This is a genomic window from Pseudomonas sp. R11-23-07 (assembly GCF_003852295.1).
Classification (GTDB): domain Bacteria; phylum Pseudomonadota; class Gammaproteobacteria; order Pseudomonadales; family Pseudomonadaceae; genus Aquipseudomonas.
In genome coordinates, this window is record NZ_CP027761.1 from 875,568 (window position 1) to 896,640 (window position 21,073).

At 60.9% G+C, this 21,073-nt stretch carries 22 protein-coding genes and 1 tRNA gene; 6 read left to right on the forward strand and 17 right to left on the reverse strand.

The features are described from left to right. Positions 1 to 134 precede the first annotated feature (134 nt). The 8 genes from ychF to C4J84_RS03775 all read right to left on the reverse strand — a co-directional run bounded on the left by ychF (position 135) and on the right by C4J84_RS03775 (position 7,053). On the reverse strand, positions 135 to 1,235 hold the full coding sequence (ychF, locus tag C4J84_RS03740) for a redox-regulated ATPase YchF (protein WP_057725888.1): 1,101 nt from the start codon (positions 1,233 to 1,235) through the stop codon (positions 135 to 137). A gap of 21 nt (positions 1,236 to 1,256) precedes the next feature. Further along, on the reverse strand, positions 1,257 to 1,841 hold the full coding sequence (gene pth / locus C4J84_RS03745; RefSeq protein ID WP_003188350.1) for an aminoacyl-tRNA hydrolase: 585 nt from the start codon (positions 1,839 to 1,841) through the stop codon (positions 1,257 to 1,259). Between the two features lie 168 nt (positions 1,842 to 2,009). Beyond that, positions 2,010 to 2,615: a 50S ribosomal protein L25/general stress protein Ctc gene (locus C4J84_RS03750; protein ID WP_124361194.1), complete on the reverse strand. Its 606-nt coding sequence runs from the start codon at positions 2,613 to 2,615 to the stop codon at positions 2,010 to 2,012. Between the two features lie 138 nt (positions 2,616 to 2,753). Further along, positions 2,754 to 3,695: a ribose-phosphate pyrophosphokinase gene (locus C4J84_RS03755; RefSeq protein WP_003208392.1), complete on the reverse strand. Its 942-nt coding sequence runs from the start codon at positions 3,693 to 3,695 to the stop codon at positions 2,754 to 2,756. A gap of 46 nt (positions 3,696 to 3,741) precedes the next feature. Next, positions 3,742 to 3,816 (reverse strand) — tRNA-Gln (locus C4J84_RS03760). Positions 3,817 to 3,853: 37 nt separating this feature from the next. Next, entirely contained in the window at positions 3,854 to 4,657 is an 804-nt protein-coding gene (ispE, locus tag C4J84_RS03765; protein ID WP_256681412.1) for a 4-(cytidine 5'-diphospho)-2-C-methyl-D-erythritol kinase, read from the reverse strand. A gap of 49 nt (positions 4,658 to 4,706) precedes the next feature. After that, on the reverse strand, positions 4,707 to 5,324 hold the full coding sequence (gene lolB / locus C4J84_RS03770; RefSeq protein ID WP_124365751.1) for a lipoprotein insertase outer membrane protein LolB: 618 nt from the start codon (positions 5,322 to 5,324) through the stop codon (positions 4,707 to 4,709). Between the two features lie 4 nt (positions 5,325 to 5,328). Then, positions 5,329 to 7,053, reverse strand: a complete 1,725-nt coding sequence (locus C4J84_RS03775) for a tetratricopeptide repeat protein (RefSeq protein ID WP_124361197.1) — start codon at positions 7,051 to 7,053, stop codon at positions 5,329 to 5,331. 182 nt (positions 7,054 to 7,235) lie between these two features. On the opposite strand from C4J84_RS03775, the gene hemA reads away from it, so the two are divergent. The 6 genes from hemA to C4J84_RS03805 all read left to right on the forward strand — a co-directional run bounded on the left by hemA (position 7,236) and on the right by C4J84_RS03805 (position 12,601). Further along, positions 7,236 to 8,525 carry a glutamyl-tRNA reductase gene (gene hemA / locus C4J84_RS03780; protein ID WP_124361198.1) on the forward strand — a complete coding sequence of 430 codons (1,290 nt, stop codon included), beginning with the start codon at positions 7,236 to 7,238 and terminating at the stop codon, positions 8,523 to 8,525. Further along, a complete protein-coding gene (gene prfA, locus C4J84_RS03785; protein ID WP_124361199.1) occupies positions 8,522 to 9,604 on the forward strand; it encodes a peptide chain release factor 1 in 1,083 nt (360 codons plus the stop codon). Before hemA ends, prfA begins: the two co-directional genes overlap by 4 nt. Beyond that, a complete protein-coding gene (prmC, locus tag C4J84_RS03790) occupies positions 9,605 to 10,435 on the forward strand; it encodes a peptide chain release factor N(5)-glutamine methyltransferase (protein ID WP_124434934.1) in 831 nt (276 codons plus the stop codon). Beyond that, entirely contained in the window at positions 10,429 to 11,184 is a 756-nt protein-coding gene (locus tag C4J84_RS03795; RefSeq protein ID WP_124434935.1) for a molybdopterin-synthase adenylyltransferase MoeB, read from the forward strand. Before prmC ends, C4J84_RS03795 begins: the two co-directional genes overlap by 7 nt. Next, positions 11,177 to 11,983 carry a glutamate racemase gene (gene murI / locus C4J84_RS03800; RefSeq protein ID WP_124434936.1) on the forward strand — a complete coding sequence of 269 codons (807 nt, stop codon included), beginning with the start codon at positions 11,177 to 11,179 and terminating at the stop codon, positions 11,981 to 11,983. The genes C4J84_RS03795 and murI overlap by 8 nt, the downstream gene beginning before the upstream one ends. Before the next feature lie 99 nt (positions 11,984 to 12,082). Then, positions 12,083 to 12,601: an acyloxyacyl hydrolase gene (locus C4J84_RS03805; protein ID WP_065891717.1), complete on the forward strand. Its 519-nt coding sequence runs from the start codon at positions 12,083 to 12,085 to the stop codon at positions 12,599 to 12,601. Positions 12,602 to 12,729: 128 nt separating this feature from the next. On the opposite strand, the gene C4J84_RS03810 is transcribed toward C4J84_RS03805, so the two are convergent. The 9 genes from C4J84_RS03810 to C4J84_RS03850 are packed head-to-tail and all read right to left on the reverse strand — an operon-like array spanning position 12,730 to position 20,980. Continuing rightward, positions 12,730 to 13,035: a YkgJ family cysteine cluster protein gene (locus C4J84_RS03810; protein WP_124361204.1), complete on the reverse strand. Its 306-nt coding sequence runs from the start codon at positions 13,033 to 13,035 to the stop codon at positions 12,730 to 12,732. A gap of 53 nt (positions 13,036 to 13,088) precedes the next feature. Beyond that, positions 13,089 to 13,568 carry a DUF2878 domain-containing protein gene (locus tag C4J84_RS03815; protein WP_124361205.1) on the reverse strand — a complete coding sequence of 160 codons (480 nt, stop codon included), beginning with the start codon at positions 13,566 to 13,568 and terminating at the stop codon, positions 13,089 to 13,091. Further along, positions 13,561 to 14,832: a cyclopropane-fatty-acyl-phospholipid synthase family protein gene (locus C4J84_RS03820; protein WP_124365755.1), complete on the reverse strand. Its 1,272-nt coding sequence runs from the start codon at positions 14,830 to 14,832 to the stop codon at positions 13,561 to 13,563. Before C4J84_RS03820 ends, C4J84_RS03815 begins: the two co-directional genes overlap by 8 nt. Continuing rightward, positions 14,819 to 15,628: a DUF1365 domain-containing protein gene (locus tag C4J84_RS03825; protein ID WP_124369520.1), complete on the reverse strand. Its 810-nt coding sequence runs from the start codon at positions 15,626 to 15,628 to the stop codon at positions 14,819 to 14,821. The genes C4J84_RS03820 and C4J84_RS03825 overlap by 14 nt, the downstream gene beginning before the upstream one ends. Beyond that, entirely contained in the window at positions 15,625 to 16,872 is a 1,248-nt protein-coding gene (locus tag C4J84_RS03830) for an NAD(P)/FAD-dependent oxidoreductase (RefSeq protein WP_124369521.1), read from the reverse strand. The genes C4J84_RS03825 and C4J84_RS03830 overlap by 4 nt, the downstream gene beginning before the upstream one ends. After that, the gene (locus tag C4J84_RS03835; protein ID WP_124369522.1) at positions 16,869 to 17,651 is read right to left on the reverse strand and encodes an SDR family oxidoreductase; all 783 of its coding nucleotides are present in this window, start codon (positions 17,649 to 17,651) and stop codon (positions 16,869 to 16,871) included. Before C4J84_RS03835 ends, C4J84_RS03830 begins: the two co-directional genes overlap by 4 nt. Beyond that, positions 17,648 to 19,087, reverse strand: a complete 1,440-nt coding sequence (gene phrB / locus C4J84_RS03840; RefSeq protein WP_124434937.1) for a deoxyribodipyrimidine photo-lyase — start codon at positions 19,085 to 19,087, stop codon at positions 17,648 to 17,650. Before phrB ends, C4J84_RS03835 begins: the two co-directional genes overlap by 4 nt. Continuing rightward, on the reverse strand, positions 19,088 to 20,017 hold the full coding sequence (locus C4J84_RS03845; protein ID WP_124428638.1) for a MerR family transcriptional regulator: 930 nt from the start codon (positions 20,015 to 20,017) through the stop codon (positions 19,088 to 19,090). A gap of 3 nt (positions 20,018 to 20,020) precedes the next feature. Then, positions 20,021 to 20,980 (reverse strand): DUF523 and DUF1722 domain-containing protein, encoded by a 960-nt coding sequence (locus tag C4J84_RS03850; RefSeq protein ID WP_124434938.1) that lies wholly within the window; start codon positions 20,978 to 20,980, stop codon positions 20,021 to 20,023. Positions 20,981 to 21,073 lie beyond the last annotated feature (93 nt).

The window sequence follows — 21,073 nt, forward strand, 5'->3', positions numbered from 1 at the left end:
ATCAGCAAATGTCATGCTTACAAAGTTTGTTTCTTTATAGAAAATATTTTATTTGTCCGGCGCTTTGACTCCCACAAAAAAGCCGATGCAATGCATCGGCTCTTTTTTGCGGCGTCAAAAACCGCAGGCAATTCTTACACGTTGAAACGGAAGTGCATCACGTCGCCATCCTTGACGATGTATTCCTTTCCTTCCAGACGCCACTTACCGGCCTCCTTGGCACCGGCTTCGCCCTTGTACTGGATGAAGTCGTTGTAGGCGATCACTTCAGCGCGGATAAAGCCTTTTTCGAAGTCGGTGTGGATCACGCCGGCGGCCTGTGGCGCGGTAGCGCCAACCTTGACGGTCCAGGCACGGACTTCTTCGACACCGGCGGTGAAGTAGGTCTGCAGGTGCAGCATTTCGTAGCCGGCGCGGATCACGCGGTTCAGACCAGGCTCTTCCAGGCCGAGGGCCTCGAGGAACATGTCTTTTTCTTCGCCGTCATCCAGCTCTGCGATTTCCGCTTCGATCTTGTTGCACACGGGGACCACGATCGCGCCTTCTTCGTCGGCGATGGCCTTGACCACGTCCAGCAGCGGGTTGTTCTCAAAGCCGTCTTCAGCGACGTTGGCGATGTACATCACAGGCTTGGTGGTGAGCAGGTGGAAACCCTTGATCACGGCTTTTTCGTCGGTGCTCATGTTCTTCATGAGGCTGCGCGCCGGCTTGCCTTCGGTGAAGTGAGCGATCAACTGCTCCAGCAGGCCTTTCTGGACTACTGCGTCCTTGTCACCGCCCTTGGCGTTGCGCGCGACTTTCTGCAGTTGTTTCTCGCAGCTGTCGAGGTCGGCGAAGATCAGTTCCAGGTCGATGATCTCGATGTCACGCTTGGGGTCAACGCTGTTGGAGACGTGAATCACGTTCTCGTCTTCAAAGCAGCGGACCACGTGGGCGATGGCATCGGTCTCACGGATGTTGGCCAGGAACTTGTTGCCCAGGCCTTCCCCTTTCGAGGCGCCCGCTACCAGGCCGGCGATGTCGACGAATTCCATGGTGGTCGGCAGGATGCGCTTGGGATTGACGATGGCCGCCAATGCAGCCAGGCGCGGGTCGGGCATGGCCACGATGCCGCTGTTGGGCTCGATGGTACAGAAGGGGAAGTTCTCCGCTGCAATACCGGACTTGGTCAGGGCGTTGAACAGGGTGGATTTGCCGACGTTGGGCAGGCCGACGATGCCGCAATTGAATCCCATGGTGTTTCCCCTCGGTAAAAGTCAGGCCTTCTGGCTGTGCAGGTTTTTCATCGCACGGTTCCATTCACCGGCGAAGATATCCGGCAGCACGCCGAGGGCAAAGTCGATGCTGGCATCGAGTTTTTCCTGTTCGGCGCGTGGCGCACGACCCAGGACGAAATTTGAAACCATACTGGCAACGCCTGGGTGGCCAATGCCGAGCCGCAGACGGTAGAAATTATTCTGATTACCCAACTGCGCGATGATGTCGCGCAAGCCATTGTGCCCGCCATGCCCGCCGCCCAGCTTGAGCTTGGCAACGCCGGGTGGCAGGTCCAGTTCGTCATGGGCCACCAGGATTTCCTCGGGTTTGATCCGGAAGAACCCCGCAAGCGCCGCGACAGCCTGGCCGCTGCGGTTCATGTAGGTGGTGGGAATCAGCAGACGAACATCCTGACCCTGGTGCGAGAAGCGCCCGGTCAGGCCAAAATATTTGCGATCGGCCACAAGATTGATGCCTTGGGCGTGGGCGATGCGCTCAACAAAAAGGGCCCCCGCGTTATGCCGGGTCTGTTCGTATTCGGCGCCTGGATTTCCCAGGCCAACGATCAGTTTAATGGCGGTCACGACAGGGGCCCTTCCTTTGGAGTTGTGGATAACATCGCCGCAACCAACGTGCGGCGAAAGTGGACGACAGGAGCTCACTTATCCAGAGATAAACTTCGCGTTATCGCCCGCTTTCTCGCTACGTTTCGGTCCGCGATGTTTCCTCAAGCTCCGACGCTGCACAGAGCATTACTCGGCAGCGGTTTCGCCTGCTTCATCTTCTGCTACAACACGTGGCGCGTGGACGTTGGCAACAGCCTTGTCGTCGTTGTGAGCCAGTGCAACGAACTCAACGCCTTTAGGGGCCTTGAGGTCGGACAGGTGAATGATGGTGCCGATTTCAGCAGCCGACAGGTCGACTTCGATGAACTCAGGCAGGTCTTTCGGCAGGCAGCTTACTTCCAGCTCGGTAGTAGTGTGGGAAACAACGCCACCTTTCTTGACCGGAGCTTCTTCACCAACAAAGTGCACTGGAACGATGGCGGTCAGTTTCTGGCCGGCAATAACGCGTACAAAGTCAGCATGCAGCACGTGGCCTTTGGCCGGGTGACGTTGCAGGGCTTTGATGATCACGTTCTGCTTGGTGCCGCCAACGTTCAGTTCGATAACGTGGCTGTAGGCAGCATCGTTTTCGAGCAGTTTGGCAACTTCTTTAGCCAGCATGCTGATGGATTCAGGGGCTTTGTCGCCACCGTAAACTACAGCTGGAACCAGGCTTGCGAGACGACGCAGGCGGCGGCTCGCACCTTTCCCCAGGTCGGAACGCACTTCAGCATTCAGAGTAAAATCGTTCATGTTGTATCTCCAAAATAACCACATTCGCCCCAGCGTTTGCGACCAGCGCTAAAGGCGATATGGGCAAAAAAGCCCCGCCCCAGCGGAATGCTGGGGCGGGGCGCTTTTCGTCAGTGAAATGGTCCGCAGGTTTGACCCTTAGCGGAACATCGCGCTGATCGATTCTTCGTTGCTGATGCGGCGAACCGCTTCGGCAACTACCGGTGCGATATCCAGTTGACGAATACGCGAACAGGCTTGAGCTGCAGCGGACAACGGGATGGTGTTGGTCACCACCAGTTCGTCCAGCATGGAGTTCTCGATGTTCTCGATCGCTCGGCCCGACAGCACAGGGTGTGTGCAGTAGGCGAAGACTTTTGCGGCACCGTGCTCTTTCAGGGCTTTCGCCGCGTGGCACAGGGTGCCGGCGGTGTCGACCATGTCATCAACCAGAATACAGGTACGCCCTTCGACATCACCGATGATATGCATCACTTCAGAGTGATTGGCTTTCTCGCGGCGTTTGTCGATGATACCGAGGTCCACGCCCAGGGATTTGGCGACAGCCCGTGCACGCACGACGCCACCAATGTCCGGGGACACGATCATCAGGTTTTCAAAGCGTTGGTCTTCGATGTCATCCACCAGGACGGGGGAGCCGTAGATGTTATCTACCGGAATATCGAAGAACCCCTGGATTTGGTCAGCGTGCAGGTCAACCGTGAGAACACGGTCGATACCTACCACGGTCAGCATGTCAGCAACGACTTTCGCGCTGATGGCCACACGTGCGGAGCGCGGACGGCGATCCTGACGGGCATAACCAAAATAAGGGATTACAGCTGTGATTCGAGTCGCTGAGGAGCGGCGGAAGGCATCAGCCATCACGACGAGTTCCATCAGGTTATCGTTGGTCGGAGCGCAGGTCGGCTGAATAATGAAGACGTCTTTACCGCGAACGTTTTCATTGATCTCGGCAGTAATTTCGCCGTCGGAGAATTTACCGACAGAGATGTCACCGAGAGGGATATGCAGCTGACGTACGACACGTCGAGCCAGATCGGGGTTGGCATTCCCCGTAAAGACCATCATCTTGGACACGCGCAGTACCTAGAGGCTGAGGGTAACCTGGATGAGTATTAGAAAATGGCAGGGGCGGCTGGATTCGAACCAACGCATGGCAGGATCAAAACCTGCTGCCTTACCGCTTGGCGACGCCCCTGTATCTGTTGCAACGAGTGCCTAACACTCGATTCCTTTTAGAGCAGATTTTGCAGCTTGCGATGCAACATCGAAACGTTGCTTCCTTTTGCTACAAACCCTGTAAGGGGCTCTGTAAGAAGGGCCGAGACTTTATCAGCTTCAGCTTTGCTTGGGAAGCCCCCAAACACACAACTTCCAGTTCCGGTTAATTTTGCTTCGGTAAATTTACCTAACAAATTCAAAGCGTTACGTACTTCTGGATAACGCCTTGCTACAACCGGTAAGCAGTCATTTCGACTGTTTCCCTTGGGAACGGGGCGCACTTTAATGGGAGAAGAGTTACGTGTCAACAACGGATCTGAAAAAATTTCTGCTGTACTTACAGATACTTGCGGCACCAGCACGAGATACCACGGCTCTTCGGGCTCCACGGGGGTCAGTTTCTCCCCCACACCCTCGGCAAATGCGGCATGCCCATGCACGAAAACCGGGACGTCGGCGCCGAGTGTGAGGCCCAGTACGGCCAGGCGATCAAGGTCCCAGCCCAGTTGCCACAAGTGGTTGAGGCCGAGCAGGGTGGTCGCGGCATTTGAACTGCCGCCACCGATACCGCCGCCCATGGGCAGGATCTTATCGATCCAGATATCGATGCCGAGTGGGCAGCCGGATTGCTGCTGAAGCTTCTTCGCGGCCTTCACGATCAGGTTGCTGTCGTGGGGCACGCCTTCGAACGCGGTGTGCAGCTTGATCACGCCATCGTCACGCACGGCGAAGGTCAGTTCATCGCCGTAGTCGAGAAATTGAAACAGCGTCTGCAACTCGTGGTAGCCGTCTTCACGACGGCCCAGGATGTGCAGCATCAGATTGAGTTTGGCGGGAGAGGGCAGCGTGAGTTTTGCGACAGTCACGTTATTGCCCCAATTTACGCGGTTGCCAGTCCTTGATCACCAGCGTGACGTCAAGGTCGGTGCCGTGCAGTTTGATGCGCTCGGGCAGCCAGTAGCCGTTCTGTTGCACGTAGCTCAGGTACTCGACTTGCCAGCCGTCCTGCTCCAGGGAGGCCAGGCGACTGTCGCCATTGAGGCTCAAGCGGCTTTTGCTGTCCGGCGCGGGCAGGCCGCGCACCCACCAGACCAGGTGTGAAACGGGCAGCTTCCAGCCGATCTGCTGCTCCAGTAGTTCTTCCGGGGAGGTCGCTTCGTAGCGGCCCTGGTTGGCCACTTCAAGGCTGACTTGCCCCGGTCGACCGGTCAGGCGCGCGGCACCGCGACCCAGCGGGCCTGAAAGACGAATATCGTAGTAATCCTGGCGTTGCAGCCAGAACAAGGTGCCGCTGCCGGAATCTTTCGGTGCGCGCACCCCGACCTTGCCTTCGATCTGCCAGCCGTCAATGCTGCTGAGCTGGTCCTTGTGCTGTTGCCATTGTGCCGGGTTGCCCTGGCCTTCAACGGATTCGCGGTTGCCTACGCCCGCGCAACCGGCGAGCAGGGCGATGAAACTGAAAACGATAACGTGGCGCAAGAACATAAGCTTATAGGGTCTCGGATCCGGTCAGGCGCTTGATGGTGCCGCGCAGGATGGGGCTTTCGGGTTGTTCCTTGAGGAATTTTTCCCAGATTTGTCGCGCTTCGCGTTGCTTGCCGTTGGCCCACAGCACTTCGCCCAGGTGGGCGGCTACCTCCTGGTCGGGGAAGCGCTCCAGCGCCTGGCGCAGCAGGCGCTCGGCCTCGTCGAGGTTGCCCAGGCGATAGTTGACCCAGCCCAGGCTGTCGAGCACGGCCGGGTCTTCCGGGTTGAGCTTGTGGGCCTGTTCGATCAGCACCTTGGCTTCGGCGTAGCGCGTTGTGCGGTCGGACAAGGTGTAGCCCAGGGCGTTGAGGGCCATGGCGTTGTCCGGGTCGCGCTTGATGATCAGGCGCAGGTCTTTCTCCATCTGCGCCAGGTCGTTGCGTTTTTCTGCCTGCATGGCGCGGGTGTAGAGCAGGTTGAGGTCGTCGGGGTATTGCAGCAACGCTTGTTGCAACAACTTCCAGGCGCGTTCGCCCTGGTTATTGGCCGACAAAGTCTCGGCTTGGATCAGATACAACTGGATCGCGTAGTCCGGTTCGGCATCGCGAGCCGCGGCCAGGCGTTTCTCCGCTTCGTCGGTACGACCGTTGCTCATCAGAATATCGGCCTGGCGCAACTGGGCCGGCAGGTAATCATTGCCCGGGCCGACCTGGGCGTACTCAAGCAAGGCCGCTTGCGGGTCGTTGCGTTCTTCAGCGATGCGGCCCAGGTTCAGGTGCGCCGAGTCCACATGGCTTTCGCGCGCGACCAGCTCTTCAAGATAACCCTTGGCCTCATCCCAGGCCTTGGCTTCCAGGCACACCAGCGCGAGGGAATAACGCAGTTCGTCATCGTCCGGGTATTGCTGGACCAGATTGGCGAACTGCACCTTGGCGTCTTCCATGCGGTCCTGCTCAACCAGCATCCGCGCGTAAGTCAGGCGCAGGCGCTTGTCGTCCGGATATTTCTTGATGCTTTTTTCCAGCAGTGGAATCGCTTCCTTGCCGCGGTTGAGGTTCTGCAGCAGGCGGGCGCGTAGCAGGATCGGTGCAATCTCACCGTCTTCCGGCGGGTTCTGCTCCAGCAGCTTGAGGGCGGCGTCGGCTTCATCGTCCTGCTGCAGCAGCAAGGCTTTGCCGAAAATCAGCTGGCTGTTCTTCGGATGCTTTTGCAGCAGGCGGTCGAAACTCTTCATCAGGCCATTGCGCGTGTCCTGATCGGTATCGGCGGCTGACAGCGCAAGGAAGTCAAAATGCGTGTCGCCTTTGCCCTGCAAGACTTTTTCCATGTAGACCATGGAATCGTCATAGCGCCCGGCGCGTGCCAGTTGCACAGCGGCCGCCCGTTGGGCTTCCAGGTCGTCCGGGGCGTTTTTTGCCCAGATCAGCGAGGCGTCCAGCGCAGCCTGGTCGGCGCCCAGGTACTCGGCGATGCGAAACGCGCGTTCCGAGATACCGGGGTCCTGGGTATTGATGGCCTGGGTCACGTAGTTATCCAGGGCAATATCGAAGCGATTACGCTGGCCGGCCAGTTCTGCGGTCAACAGGCTGTAGACCGTTTCTTCGCTGAACGAGGAATAAACCTTGGGCTTTTCAGGGGCGGGGGTGCTGTCTTCCACCGGCGCTGTAGCGTCCGGCGACACGGGTGCCATGGCCTGGCAGCCGCTGAGGAAGACAAAAGCAAGGAGCAACGCGGAAGATCTATTCATATAGGAAGAGGACGACTAACCTGCGGTCGGATCATCATGACACAAGCCTTCGGCCAAACATAACCGAGTCTCAATGGATGCCTTTATAGGCACAACGTATAGGGACAATAGACGACGGTGGTTGTTCTGGATCTTTCGAAGTAGGACAATTGTCGGCTTCCCGACATCATCAGCGATAGTGAATGGCCTTTCTCGCACTCGGTATTAACCACAAGACTGCCTCGGTAGACGTGCGCGAGCGCGTAGCGTTTACGCCAGAGCAGTTGGTTGAGGCCTTGCAGCAGCTCTGCCGGCTTACCGACAGCCGCGAAGCTGCAATCCTTTCGACCTGCAATCGCAGTGAGCTTTATATAGAGCAGGAACACCTGTCTGCCGATGTTGTGCTGCGCTGGCTGGCCGATTACCACCATTTGAGCCTCGATGACCTGCGCGCCAGTGCCTACGTGCACGAAGACGATGCGGCCGTTCGTCACATGATGCGCGTGGCGGCCGGTCTCGATTCGCTGGTGCTGGGCGAACCGCAGATTCTTGGCCAGATGAAATCAGCCTATGCCGTGGCCCGCGAGGCCGGCACGGTCGGCCCGCTGCTGGGCCGCCTGTTCCAGGCCACCTTCAATTCCGCCAAGCAGGTGCGCACCGACACGGCCATTGGCGAGAACCCGGTATCCGTGGCGTTTGCCGCCGTCAGCCTGGCCAAGCAGATTTTCAGCGACTTGCAGCGCAGCCAGGCGTTGCTGATCGGTGCCGGCGAAACCATTACCCTGGTCGCGCGTCACCTGCACGAACTGGGTGTGAAGCGCATTGTGGTGGCCAACCGCACCCTTGAGCGCGCCAGCATCCTCGCCGAGCAGTTCGGTGCGCATGCCGTGCTGCTGTCGGACATCCCGGCTGAGCTGGTGCGCAGTGACATCGTCATCAGCTCCACCGCCAGTCAGTTGCCGATCCTGGGCAAAGGCGCGGTCGAGAGCGCGTTGAAGCTGCGCAAGCACAAACCGATCTTTATGGTGGATATCGCCGTTCCCCGGGATATCGAACCAGAAGTCGGCGAGTTGGACGACGTTTACCTCTACAGCGTCGATGATCTGCACGAAGTGGTCGCCGAAAACCTCAAGAGTCGCCAGGGCGCCGCCCAGGCCGCTGAGGAAATGGTCAGCACCGGCGCTGAAGATTTCATGGTGCGCCTGCGTGAACTGGCGGCGGTGGATGTGCTCAAGGCGTATCGTCAGCAGGGCGAACGCCTGCGCGATGAGGAGCTGATCAAGGCCCAGCGTTTGTTGGCCAATGGCAGCAGCGCCGAAGACGTGTTGATGCAGTTGGCCCGTGGCCTGACCAACAAGCTGCTCCACGCCCCCAGCGTACAGCTTAAAAAATTGACTGCCGAAGGCCGCCTCGATGCGCTGGCCATGGCCCAGGAACTCTTTGCCCTCGGTGAGGGCGCGTCAGACAGCTCTTCGGATAAAAAACCGCAATGAAAGCGTCACTGCTCAATAAACTGGATGTGCTCCAGGACCGTTTCGAAGAACTGACCGCCTTGCTCGGCGATGGCGAGATCATTGCCGATCAAACCAAGTTCCGTGCCTATTCCAAGGAATACGCCGAAGTCGAGCCCATCGTGGCCACCTACAAAAACCTGCTCAAAGTGCAGGCCGACCTCGAGGGCGCCCAGGCGCTGCTCAAAGACAGCGACCCGGACATGCGCGAAATGGCCGTGGAAGAAGTGCGCGAGGCCAAGGAAAAGCTCGTCGAGCTGGAAGGCGACTTGCAACGCATGTTGCTGCCTAAAGACCCTAACGACGGGCGCAACGTGTTCCTCGAAATCCGCGCCGGCACCGGTGGCGACGAGGCGGCGATTTTCTCCGGCGACCTGTTCCGCATGTACTCGCGTTACGCCGAGCGCCGCGGCTGGCGCGTGGAAATCCTCTCCGAGAACGAAGGTGAGCACGGCGGCTATAAAGAAGTCATCGCGCGGGTCGAGGGCGATAACGTCTACGGCAAGCTGAAGTTCGAATCCGGCGTGCACCGTGTGCAGCGTGTTCCTGCCACTGAGTCCCAGGGCCGTATCCATACCTCGGCGTGCACTGTGGCCGTGTTGCCCGAGCCGGACGAGCAGGAAGCGATCGAGATCAACCCGGCGGACTTGCGCGTCGACACCTACCGCTCGTCGGGCGCGGGCGGCCAGCACGTCAACAAGACCGACTCGGCGATCCGCATCACTCACTTGCCGTCCGGCATTGTGGTGGAATGCCAGGAAGAACGTTCCCAGCACAAGAACCGTGCGCGGGCGATGTCCTGGCTGTCGGCCAAGCTCAATGACCAGCAGACCAGCGCCGCCGCCAACGCGATTGCCAGCGAGCGCAAGTTGCTGGTGGGGTCGGGCGACCGTTCCGAGCGCATCCGCACCTACAACTTTGCCCAGGGCCGGGTCACCGACCACCGGGTCAACCTCACCCTGTATTCCCTGGATGAAATTCTCGCCGGTGGCGTCGATGCCGTGATCGAGCCGCTGCTCGCCGAATACCAAGCCGATCAATTGGCGGCGATAGGTGAATAAATGACCATCATCGCCAGCCTGTTGCGCGCCGCCGACCTGCCCGACTCGCCCACCGCGCGCCTGGATGCCGAATTGCTGCTGGCCGCTGCGTTGGGCAAGTCCCGCAGCTACCTGCACACCTGGCCGGAAAAGATCGTCAGCAGCGAGCACGCCCTGACCTTTGCCGGCTACCTGCAACGCCGTCGCGGCGGTGAGCCGGTGGCCTATATCCTCGGCCAGCAAGGCTTCTGGAAGCTGGACCTGGAGGTCGCCCCTCACACGCTGATTCCGCGTCCGGATACTGAACTGCTGGTGGAAACCGCCCTGGAATTGTTGCCGGCCACACCCGCCAATGTCCTGGATTTGGGCACCGGCAGCGGAGCCATCGCCCTGGCCCTGGCCAGTGAACGGCCGATGTGGCAAGTCACGGCCGTCGACCGCGTGCTTGAAGCGGTGGCTTTGGCCGAGCGCAACCGCCAGCGGCTGCACCTCAATAACGCAGTGGTGCTCACTAGCCATTGGTTCGGCGCGTTGCAAGGCCACACCTATGACCTGATCATCAGCAACCCGCCGTATATCGCCGCCAACGATCCACACCTGGCAGCCGGCGATGTGCGCTTCGAGCCGGCCAGTGCGCTGGTGGCCGGCGACGACGGGCTGGACGACCTGCGCCTGATCATCAAACAGGCGCCTGCCCACTTGAACGCCGGTGGCCGTCTGTTGCTGGAGCATGGTTACGACCAGGCCTCGGCCGTGCGCGAGCTGTTGCTCAGTGAAGGCTTTGAAGACGTGCACAGCCGCATCGACCTCGGCGGCCATGAGCGCATCACCTTGGGACGCCGCCCGTGCTGAGTGACCAGGAGCTGTTGCGCTACAGCCGACAGATTCTGTTGCAGCATGTGGACATCGACGGCCAGTTGCGCTTGAAAAACAGCCGTGCGTTGATCGTCGGGCTGGGCGGGCTGGGTGCGCCGGTTGCGTTGTACCTGGCCGCCGCTGGGGTCGGCGAGTTGCATCTGGCGGATTTCGACACGGTCGACCTGACCAACCTGCAGCGCCAGATCATCCACGATACCGACAGCGTGGGGCAGACCAAGGTCGATTCGGCCATGGGGCGGCTGAGCGCCCTCAACCCCGAGGTCGCGCTGCTCGCTCACCGCGCCGCGCTGGATGCCGATTCGTTGGCGGCAGCCGTCGCCGCCGTCGATGTGGTACTCGATTGCAGCGACAACTTTTCCACCCGCGAAGCGGTCAATGCGGCCTGTGTCATGGCCGGCAAACCCTTGATCAGCGGCGCGGCGATCCGCCTTGAAGGGCAGTTGTCTGTCTTCGACCCGCGTCGCCCCGAAAGCCCGTGCTACCACTGCTTATACGGGCATGGCAGCGACACCGAACTGACCTGCAGCGAAGCCGGCGTGGTCGGCCCTCTGGTGGGGCTGGTCGGCAGCCTGCAAGCGTTGGAAGCCTTGAAGCTGCTGGCCGGGTTTGGCGAGCCGCTGGTGGGGCGCTTGTTGCTGATCGATGCGTTGACCACGCGCTTTCGTGAGTTGCGTGTCAAACGCGACCCTGGTTGCAGCGTGTGCGGGACGCAACATGGTTAAGGACGCGCCCATCGGTGTGTTCGATTCCGGGGTCGGCGGCTTGTCGGTACTGGACGAAATCCAGCAGTTGTTACCCCAGGAGTCACTGTTGTACGTGGCCGATTGCGGGCACATTCCCTATGGCGAGAAAACCCCGGCCTTCATCCGCGAACGCTCGCGCCGGGTCGCTGAGTTTTTTCGCGGGCAGGGCGCCAAGGCGTTTGTGATTGCCTGTAACACCGCGACGGTCGCCGCTGTTGCCGATTTGCGCCAGGACTACCCCGACTGGCCCCTGGTGGGCATGGAGCCTGCGGTAAAACCGGCGGCTGCCGCGACGCGCAGCGGGGTGGTCGGCGTGCTGGCCACCACCGGCACCCTGCAAAGCGCCAAGTTCGCCGCCTTGCTCGACCGCTTCGCCACCGACGTGCGGGTGATTACCCAACCCTGTCCGGGCCTGGTAGAGCTGATTGAAACCGGCGACCTGAACAGCCCGGCGCTGCGCCAGTTATTGCAAGGCTACCTCGAACCGCTGCTCAGCGCTGGCTGCGACACCATCATCCTCGGCTGTACCCACTACCCTTTCCTCAAGCCACTGCTGGCGCAGATGCTGCCCCCGAGCATCATCCTGATCGACACCGGCGCCGCCGTCGCGCGCCAGCTCAAGCGTTTACTGGGCGAACGCGACTTGTTGGCCAGCGGCGCATCGGCCTCTTCACCGCTGCCTGCGCAGTTCTGGACCAGCGGCGATGTGTATCACCTAAGAAATATCCTACCGACACTTTGGAAACATCCTGGAGTTGTGCGAAGCTTCGCCTCGTGAAAATTTCGTGAAATCTCGCTGAACTTCTGGCTCTACGTCAGCTTCTATAGCGAGATGGCCTGTAAATAACCAACAACTTCGTTCGCAAAGGTAGTTTCTATGAAGCGCTTGTTCTGTATGGCTGCTATTGCGGCTGTGATGGTGGGACACTCTATTACCACCCAGGCCGCCGGCCTGGAGTTCGGGCTGGGCAGCACCAGCGATTCAACGCTGACCTACCGTCTGGGCCTGACCTCGGATTGGGACAAAAGCTGGATGCAGAGCAATGTCGGTCGCCTGACAGGCTACTGGAGCGGCGCTTACACGTATTGGGAAGGTGATGACCGTGCAGGCGCCAGCAGCCTGTCGTTCTCGCCGGTGTTTGTGTATGAGTTTGCCGGCGAGTCGGTCAAACCCTACATCGAGGCCGGGATCGGCGTGGCGTTGTTCTCCCGCACCCAACTGGAAGACAACAACATCGGCCAGTCTTTCCAGTTCGAAGACCGCCTGGGTTTCGGCCTGCGGTTTGCCGGCGGGCATGAAGTAGGCATTCGCGCCACGCATTATTCCAACGCCGGGATCAGCAGCAACAACGATGGGGTAGAGAGCTACGCGCTGCACTACACCATGCCGTTGTAAAGACACAGCAAATCCATGTGGGAGGGGGCTTGCTCCCGATAGCGTCATGTCAGTCACTCTTAATTTGACTGACAGGCCGCTATCGGGAGCAAGCCCCTCCCACATTTGGATCCCTACGCATTTCAGTATCAGCGATAGACCGTAGCAATACCTGCACGCTCTTCCAGGCACTCCGGCGCCCCCATCTCGAATTCCCGGCATATCAACGGCCGAAGCTCATAGATCGTGCACATCATCGTGTTCCGGTCCAGCGCCGCACACCAGCCGTCATCCAGGCGCAGCATCACTTCGCCGCCCCAGTCGTCGGTATCGATATAGCGCTGCGGCACGCCGGTGTCGGTGATCAGCATGACTTCCAGCTGGCAGCAGCAGGCCGCGCACGTCGAGCAGGTGACGGCGGGTTCGGTGATTTGAATGTGAGGGATGTTGGTCATAGGCGCGCAGTGTAAGCCAAGCAGGCCATGGGTGTAGGAATGCGCGACGGACGTCAGTGAGCCAGCCGCTGCATGCCGACAAACACTGCAGCCCAAAGTACCGCCAGCCCGGCCATTGTCGGCCCCAGTCCATAGCCAAACTGCACGCCAGCCAATTGGCTGCCGGCGTAATACGACAACGGCCCACCCACCGCCCCCAACAGGGCGGCACGCCACCACGGCCGGGCGCTCCAGGCCAGGCAGTGGCGCAGGGTGGTGGCCAGCAATGCCCACAGCAGCATCAACCAGAACGGAATCAACGGCCCTGGTTCGCTGAAGTGGAATACCCCCAGGGTGCGCAACAGCGTGTCGAGCAGCGTGCCGGCGAGCGTCACGCCGATGATCAGCACCCCGTCATCCGCCAGCGGACTTATCCACAGCAGGTTGATCACCAATACCGCCAGCCCCACCAGCAGCCACAGGCTGTCGCCGCCGAGCACACAGGCAAACCAGCCGCACTGGAACAACGCGGCATTCGCCAGGGATTTAAGCACTGAAGCGCCCGAGCAACGGCGGGTTGATTGCCGCAGGCTTGGCCAGCAGTAACTGCGCGGTGCCAATCGTGCGCTCCATGAAGCCGCCCTCGCAGTAGCACAGGTAGAACTCCCACAAGCGCAGAAAGTACTCGTCGTAGCCAAGCTCCGCGAGGCGGCCATGGGCGCGGCGAAAGTTCTCATGCCACAGGCGCAGGGTTCGTGCGTAGTGCAGGCCGAAATCTTCCATGTGCAGCAGGTTCATGTCGGTGTCGCGGCAGACGATCTGCAGCATGTTCTGCACACTGGGCAGGGCGCCGCCGGGAAAGATGTAGCGTTGAATGAAGTCGACGCTGTGCTTGGCCTGCTCAAAGCGTTGTTCGCGGATGGTGATGGCTTGCAGCAGCATCAGGCCGTCGGGTTTGAGCAAATGCGCACACTGCTTGAAATACGTGGGCAGGAAGCGATGGCCTACCGCTTCGATCATTTCGATGGACACCAGCTTGTCGTACTCACCCGTGAGGTCGCGGTAGTCCTGCAGCAGCACCGTCACCTGACTGTGCAGGCCCGCCGCCGCGATGCGCTGCGCGGTGTAGGCAAACTGCTCTTTGGACAAGGTGGTCGTGGTGACCTTGCAACCATAATGCTGCGCCGCGTACAGCGCCATGCTGCCCCAGCCGGTGCCGATTTCCAGCAGGTGGTCAGTGGGCTTGAGCGACAGTTTCTGGCAGATGCGTTCCAGCTTGTTCAGTTGCGCCTGTTCCAGGGTGTCGTCGGCGCTGAGAAATTGCGCTGCCGAATACATCATGGTCGGGTCGAGAAACGCCTCGAACAGGTCGTTGCCCAGGTCGTAATGGGCCGCGATGTTTTTCTGCGAGCCCTTGCGCGTGTTGCGGTTGAGCCAGTGCAGGCCCTGGGTGAACGGCCGCGCCAGGCGGGCCAGGCCACCTTCCATCGCATCAAGCACGTCGAGGTTGCTGACCATCACCCGCACCACGGCGGTCAGGTCCGGGCTGCTCCAATAACCGTGGATAAATGCCTCGCCGGCGCCGATAGAGCCGTTGGCGGCCACCAGGCCCCACGCCGCCGAATCCAGGATCTGGATCTCCCCCAGCAGGTGCGCTTCCCGTGCGCCGAACACTTGTCGCTCGCCGTCCTCGACGATCACCAATTGCCCATGGCGCAATTGGCTGAGTTGGCGCAACACGCCTTTGCGCAATAGCGCAGCGCTGATGCCGTTGACGTTCAGGCGATTGGTCTTGACCGATAAGCTAGGGGATTTCATGGCGGCGGTCCTTGGTATACCCGACTGCGGTGCTGGAGACGCCTTCGGCGGCTCGGTGGGGGAAAATCGGTGTGCGTTTGAGCAGCAGGCGCAGGGCCTGCCAGTAGATCGCGAGGCAAGTTTTGGCGGTCATCCAGGGAAAGCGCCATAGATAGCGATGCAGGCTGGCGCGGTTCAAGGCCTCTTTTTGCAGGCTCAAGGTGGCGTCGAAGACTTTATGCGCGCCTTGCCAATCGGCCATGTGCACGCCGAGCCGGGCGGCCGGCGGGCTGAAGCTCATGCGGTATTCCAGGTCGCGCGGCAGGAAGGGCGACACATGGAATGCCTTGGCCACGGCGAAGTGCTGGTGTTCATCGGCGCCCAGTGCCTGGGCCGGCAACACGTAGTGATAGCGCTCGCGCCAGGGGGTGTTGGTGACTTCACACAGGATCGCCGCCAGCTGCCCGTCGGCCTCGAAACAATAGAAGAAACTCACCGGGTTGAACGCCAGGCCCCAACTGCGGGCCTGGGTCAGAAGGTAGATAGCGCCCTGCGGGGTGCGCCCCAGGGCCTTGCCGACTTCCTGGCGCACCGCGTCGCTCAAACCCAGGCCGTGGCGCGTGAATTGGCGCAGGTAGTCCTGCTGGCGAAAGCCGAACGGCGCCAGGCGGCTCCCGCCGGCCAGGGGGGAGAGCGCGAGCACCGCGTCCTCTTCGCTGAGGTCCAGGTACAGCAGGCCGATGCGGTAGCGAAAGGCATGGGCCTTGGGCGCAAACCGACGATGGGCGATCCAGCCGCTGTACAGGGCGCTGTTCACAGGGTTTCCCCAAAGGCCTGGGCCACGCGCAGGGCGCTGACCACGCCGTCTTCATGGAAACCGTTGGCCCAGTAGGCGCCGCAGTAGAACGTGTTGCGCGCGCCATGCAATTCTTCCCAGCGCGCTTGCGCGGCCACCGCTGCCAGGCTGTATTGCGGATGGGCATAGGTGTAGCGCGCCAGGATCTTCAGCGGATCGATCATCGACGTCTGGTTGAGGCTCACGCAAAAGGTGGTGGCGCTGTCGATGCCTTGCAGGATGTTCATGTCGTAGGTGACAGCGGCCTGATGCTGCTGACTGCCGCTCAGCCGGTAGTTCCAACTGGCCCAGGCCAGCTTGCGGTCGGGCAGCAGTCGGGTGTCGGTGTGCAGCACCACGTCATTGTCGGCATAGGGCAGGGCGCCAAGGATTTGCTGTTCGGCCAGGCTGGGGTCGGCGAGCAATGCCAGGGCCTGGTCGCTGTGGCAGGCGAAGACCACGCGATCGAACGTCTCGCTGCCGGCCGCGCTGTGGATAACCACACCGTCGTCGGTGCGTTGCACGTTATGCACAGGGCAGTTGAGGCGTACGTGATCGCGGAAGCTGCGGGCCAGCGGTTCGATATAACAGCTGGAGCCGCCTTCGATCACGCACCACTGCGGGCGATTGCTCACCGACAGCAAACCGTGGTTCTTGAAGAAACGCACGAAGAACTGCAAGGGGAACTTGAGCATGTCGGCCAAGGACATCGACCAGATCGCCGCGCCCATCGGCACGATGTAGTGGCGGATAAAGCGCGGGCCATAACCGCCGGCGTCGAGATAATCACCCAGGGTCATGTCGGCGCTGATGCGCTGCGCTTGCAGGTCCTGCGGCGCCTGGCGATTGAAGCGCAGAATATCGCGCAGCATGCCCCAGAACCCTGGCGACAGCATGTTGCTACGCTGGGCAAACAGGCTGTTGAGGTTATTGCCGTTGTATTCGAACCCCGCGCTCGGGTCGCACACCGAGAAACTCATCTCGGTAGGTTTGAACCTGACGCCGATCTGCTCCAGCAGGCGGATGAAATTGGGATAGGTCCAGTCGTTGAACACAATAAAACCGGTGTCCACCGCATAGCGTTGGCCCTCGACCGTCACGTTGGCCGTATGGGTATGCCCGCCGAGGCAGTCACCCGCCTCGAACAGTGTGATGTCGTGGCGCCGACTGAGCAGGTAGGCGCTGGTCAGCCCGGCGATGCCGCTGCCGATAATGGCGATCTTCACAGGTCGTCCTTGTGCGGCGGCGGGCTGCGCAACATGCGTTTGCCGATGATCAGTTGGGCCCGGTTAGGCAGCTTCGACAGCGGCCACAAGGTGGCGATGAACATGGCCGGAAAGGCGATCTCCAGCGGGCGCTTTTCCAGTTTGGCGAAGATATGCTTCGCCGCCTTGTCGGCCGACCAGCTCAACGGCATGGGAAAATCATTGCGTTCGGTCAGGGGCGTGTCGACAAACCCCGGGCTGATCACCGTGACGTCGATGTTCTCGGGCGACAGGCTGATACGCAGGGATTCGAACAAGTAGCGCAGCCCCGCCTTCGAGGCACCATAGGCTTCGGCACGTGGCATGGGCAGGTAGGTCACGGCGCTGGCCACGCCCACCAGGTGTGGCGTACGCCCGGCACGCAACAGCGGCAGCGCGGCTTCGATGCAATAACTGCTGGCCAGCAGGTTGGTGCGCACCACGTGTTCGACAATCGACGCATCGAACTGCCGGGCGTCGACGTACTCACAGGTGCCGGCGTTGAGGATCACCGTATCCAGCGACCCCCAGGCTTCGCCGATTCGTTCACCGATTTCGCGTACGGTCTGGCTGTTGGTCAAGTCGCCGGCCACCACCAGCACCTGCCCCGGATAACGCTGGGCGAGTGCTGCCAATGGGCCTTTAGTGCGCGAGCTGAGCGCCACATGGGCGCCGCTGTTGAGCAGCTCCACGGCCAGCGCGGCGCCGATGCCACTGCTGGCGCCGGTCAACCAATAACGACGGGGCGGTGTCAGGCTCATCCCATTCTCCTCTCTGGACGCGTGGGCAGGCTGCGAAAGGCGGCAAGGGCGCGCTCGCGGGAGTGTTTCAGGTCGACAATGGCGCGCGGGTAATCGGCGATGCCGAACAAACCGCCGGCGGCTTGCGGGTTGTGCACGTCCTTCTTGTTCAGCGCGGCCAGCTCCGGCAGCCAGTGCTTGATGAACAGGCCTTCGCTGTCGAATTTTTCCGACTGGCTCAGCGGGCTGAAAATCCGGAAATACGGCGCCGAATCGGTGCCCGTCGACGAACTCCACTGCCAGCCGCCGTTGTTGGCCGCCAAGTCGCCGTCGATCAGGTGCCGCATGAAGAAGCGCTCGCCCTCGCGCCAGTCGATCAGCAGGTTCTTGGTCAGGAACATCGCCACCACCATGCGCAGGCGGTTGTGCATCCAGCCGGTTTCCAGCAGTTGGCGCATGGCCGCGTCGATAATCGGCAAACCGGTGCGCGCTTGCTGCCAGGCGGCCAGGTCCTCGGGCGCGTTGCGCCAGGCCACGGCTTCGGTTTCGGGGCGGAACGCACGATGGCGCGAGACCCGTGGGTAACCCACCAGGATGTGTTTGTAGAACTCACGCCACAGCAGTTCGTTGATCCAGGTGATCGTGCCGATGTCGCCGCTTTCGAACTCGCCCTGGTTGGACTGCAACGCCGCGTGCAGGCACTGGCGTGGCGACACGACTCCAGCGGCCAGGTAGGCGGACAGCTGGCTGGTGCCGGACTTGGCGGGGAAGTCGCGCTCGTCTTTGTAATAGCTGATCTGCTCGTCTGCAAAGGCGTCGAGGCGGCGGCGCGCTTCGTCTTCACCGGCGGGCCACAGGGCGCGCAAGGTTTCACTGGGTGGCGCGAGCCCTTCAACGCGGGTGGGGATGACGTCGCTTTTCACGTCGAGCCTGGCCTGGGCCTTGGGGCTTGCCACCAGGCGCGGCAAGGCACTGTGCAGGCGGGTGTAACAGACTTTGCGGAACTGGCTGAATACCTGGAAGTAGGTGCCGGACTGGGTCAACACGCTGCCTGGCTGGAAAAACAGCTGGTCCAGGTAATGGTGGAAGGTCACGCCCTGGGCTTCCAACGCCTGGGCCACGGCGGCGTCGCGCCGGCTCTCGTGGATACCGTATTCGTCGTTGACGTGCACCGATTGCACCTTGAGCTCCCGACACAGCTGGCTCAATACGCCGGGCGCCTGGTCCCAGGTGTCGGCGTGACGGATCAACAGCGGGATGTTCAGGGCTGCCAGCGCCTGGCTCAGTGCCTGGAGGTTGCGCAGCCAGAAGTCGACCTTGCAGGGCGCGTCATCGTGGGCCAGCCATTGTTGCGGTGTGATCAGGTAAACCGCCGCGACCGGGCCTCGCTGGCTTGCGGCAGCCAGGGCGGTGTTGTCGTGAAGGCGCAGGTCGGTGCGCAGCCAGATCAAGTGCATTTAGACGATTCCACGCTGGAGCAATATCTGATGGGCCGACAACGGGTCTTCGGCGACGAACACGTCGGGAAGGTCATGGGTGAGTGCGGCCAACTCGGCGTGGTGGATGCACACCGTGGGGCCGGCAATCAGTATCGGGCAACCAACGCCGGCCAGCAGTTTGGTGAGTGCCGGGACCTGCAGCGCTTTGCTTGAATACAGCAGCACCGCGCGCGGTTGCAGGTGTTCTACCGCCAGGGCCAGTTCGCCGGCGGGCAGCGGCCAATCGAACACCTCCACCGGGCAGTCGGCGCTGCTGGCCAGCCAGGCACTGAGCCACAGGTGCGGTTCCAGGGGTAAGTCGGAGTGGTTGACCAGCAGCAACGGAGTGCCGTGGAGTTGACGATTGTTGTGGTAAATCCGCGCGCCAAACTTGCTGCGCAGCCAGGACAGGAAAAACACCCGCTCCATCTGCGCGCCGAATTGACCCTGCCATTTCTGTTCAAGCTCGCTGAGCAGCGGCAGCATCAACTGCTCGCACAAGGTGCGTGGCGGGTAGAGCGCCATGGCTTGGTTGAAGGCATCGTCGACCCGGCGTTCAGCCAATTCGCCAATGGCATTGACCAAGGTTTGACGCAAGGCGTGCCATTCATTTTCCATCGGCTCGGGGTTGGCCTGGGCGGAGTCGATCAAGCCTTTTACCTGGCTGACCGGCACGCCCCGATTGAGCCAGGTGAGGATGGCGTGGATGCGTTGCACATGTTCGGCGCTGAACAACCGGTGCCCTTTGGGCGTGCGCTGGGGCACGATCAGGCCGTAGCGGCGTTCCCAGGCGCGCAGAGTCACGGCGTTGACGCCGGTCTGGCGCGCCACCTCGCGGATCGGTAGCCAGCCATTTTTCAGGGCTTGGGCGATGTCTTCGCCGGTTTCGTCTTGCAGGGCAACGTTCATGGCTTAGATCGCATTACGCAGGCTGAGATTTTCCGGGTGCGGTTGCAGGTAGGCCTGCTGCGCAATGTAGCGGTCCGGGTGTTGACGAAAGTGATGCTTGAGCAGGGTAAGCGGTACCACCAGAGGCACGATGCCTTGGCGGTATTGGCCGATGATGGTTTGCATTTCCTGCTTGTCGTCGACGCTGATCGACGCCTTGAGGTAGCCGCTGATGTGTTGCAGCACATTGGTGTGGGTACCGCGGGTGGCGCACCTTTTAAGGCCCGTCATCAGTTCGCAGAAGTAGCAGGTGGCCAACTCGTCGAGGTTGTCATCCTTGCCCATGGTGCCGAGCAACTGGCCGAGGCTTTTGTAGTGCGCCGGGCTGTGGGCCATCAGCAAGTATTTGTAGCGCGAGTGAAAGGCCAGCAGGCGATGACGCGTCAGGCCATCGGCGAGCAGTTGCTGCCAGCTGGCGTAGACGAACACGCGGGTGAGGAAATTTTCTCGCAATACCGGGTCATTCAGACGGCCGTCTTCTTCCACCGGCAAGTTGGGGTGGCGCGCGCAGAATGCCTGGGCGTAGATACCGCGCGCCCCGCCATCCACCGGTGCGCCGTTCTCACGGTAAACCTTGACCCGCCCCAGGCCACAGGACGGCGATTTCTGCATAAAGATGTAGCCGCACAGGTCGGTATGTTCACGCGCCATCGCCTGCCCGTATTCATCCAGTGGCTGGGTCACGTTGAGTTCGCGGTGGACGGTGCCCACGGCCTGGGGATTATCCGCGTCGCCGACCAGGCGAATGGTTTCGCGGGGGATGCCCAAGCCGATTGCGACTTCAGGGCACAGCGGCACGTAGTCGAAGTAGTCGGCCAGGGTCTGGCTGCACAACAGGGATTGTTTATGCCCGCCGTTGAAACGCACGTTCTCGCCCAGCAGGCAGGCACTGATGCCGATCTTGGGTTTCACGGAATGGGGCATGGGCAAACCTCTGTGAAATTCCTGTACAGGTGCGAATTACTGTACAACTAATTTCATCATAGATTTGATCTTGTACAAGTCAATTATTTTGTA